This is a genomic window from Acinetobacter endophylla (genome assembly GCF_053543775.1).
In genome coordinates this window covers 3,530-5,080 of sequence record NZ_JBLVOM010000276.1, presented here as the reverse complement: position 1 = coordinate 5,080, position 1,551 = coordinate 3,530, and the positions used below count along the sequence as shown (strand labels likewise).

General features: G+C 38.9%; 2 protein-coding genes. One reads left to right on the top strand and one right to left on the bottom strand.

The genetic code is table 11. The features are described 5' to 3' along the window. The coding region (locus ACNPNW_RS16005) for a transposase domain-containing protein (protein ID WP_147265634.1) at positions 1-123 on the top strand (123 nt) is incomplete at its 5' end. Between the two features lie 195 nt (positions 124-318). Here the strand turns inward: ACNPNW_RS16005 and ACNPNW_RS16000 are convergent. Continuing rightward, positions 319-1,509: a beta-barrel domain-containing protein gene (locus ACNPNW_RS16000; RefSeq protein ID WP_238794318.1), complete on the bottom strand. Its 1,191-nt coding sequence runs from the start codon at positions 1,507-1,509 to the stop codon at positions 319-321. Positions 1,510-1,551 lie beyond the last annotated feature (42 nt).

The following is a 1,551-nucleotide window of genomic DNA, read 5'->3' as shown; positions in this document are numbered from 1 at the left end:
GCAAAGCTGAATGGCTTGGATCCGTATGCCTATTTAAGTGATGTGCTGAAAAGGCTGCCGACGCATAAAGCGACCCAAATAGAAGAATTACTGCCACATCGCTGGAAATCCAACTCAAATTAAAAAATAGGCATGGGGTTCAGCGGACGCTTACACTCAAACTTATCTGGTTTTAACTAAACTCATATTTTTGAGCTGTGCGACAGGTATTTTTTTATTGATTGGGTATTATCGGCTTGTGGTTCGTGCGCGGTAATGAGATATCTAAAATTAAAAAAAGGATTTTGTATCACTACAAAATCCATAAAATTCAAGACTTTATCTTTCTCTTAACGCTTCTCTGGCTTTATTGAATGGCTTAATCAAATAGTCCAGCACTGTTTTCTGTCCAGTGCGAATATCAACTGTCGCCACCATTCCAGGCGTAATCGCAAAAGTCTTACCCTGTTTATTTCGCAGCTTATCTGAATCAGTGCGAATATAAACCCGATAGTAAAATTGATCCTGTTTAACTTCATCTCGAATCGTATCAGGAGATATCACGGTCACTTTGCCATGTAATCCGCCATATATCGCATAATCGTACGCTGTAATTTTGACTAAAGCTTGTTGGTTTGGACGAATAAAGGCAATATCTCTTGGCGAAATTCTAGCTTCGATCAGAAGCTGTTCATCTAACGGCACAATCGTCATAATCTTGCCATTAGGAGGAATTACGCCACCTAAAGTCATTACATCGATTTCTTTTACCACACCGCGAACAGGCGCTCTAAAGACTGTACGATTTAATGTATCTGATTTTCCTTTCACAATCTGCCGTTGTGTTTCTACGTCGGTATTGGCTTTGGATAATTCTTCCCTTGCTTTTACATAATACTGACTACGTGTATCATTAATTTGCTTTTGTAAATCAGAAGCTTGACGTTTTAACCTTAAAACCTCTACCTCACTTGCAGCTCCTTTAGCAACTAACGGCTCAGTCATTCTTAGCTCTTGCTGTACCAATGTTAAAGAAGTCGTTAGATCTGATATTGACTCTTCTAAATTTTTCCGTCGTGCATTATACAACTGTGTTTCTTCACGAACCAATTGCGAATCTTTTTGAACTATCTCGGGAAATTGTAATGCAGTTCCATTTACTTCTGCCCGTAAACGTGCCGAAGTGGCCAATGAAGAAACGAGCAAAGACTGCGATTCACCTACATTAGATGCAAAGCGAGTCGGATCAAGTTGTGCCAATATGGTGCCTTTTTCTACAATATCACCTTCTTTAACATCGAGTTTGGTCAAAATACCACCCTCTAATGACTGAATAATTTGCTCTTTAGAAGATGGAATAACTTTACCCGTACCTGTAGAAACTTCTTCCAATTTAAATAAAGCAGCCCATATAAAGAACACCAAAAGTCCTAAGCCAATAATCCAGATGACCATACTCGATTTAGGTAAAGGTGGTTCATGAAATGAAGCTTTAGCAGGACGTTTTGTTTGTTGTGGTTGTTCATTCATTATTGTGCCCCACTGGATGGATGAGTTTGATTATTTGATTGA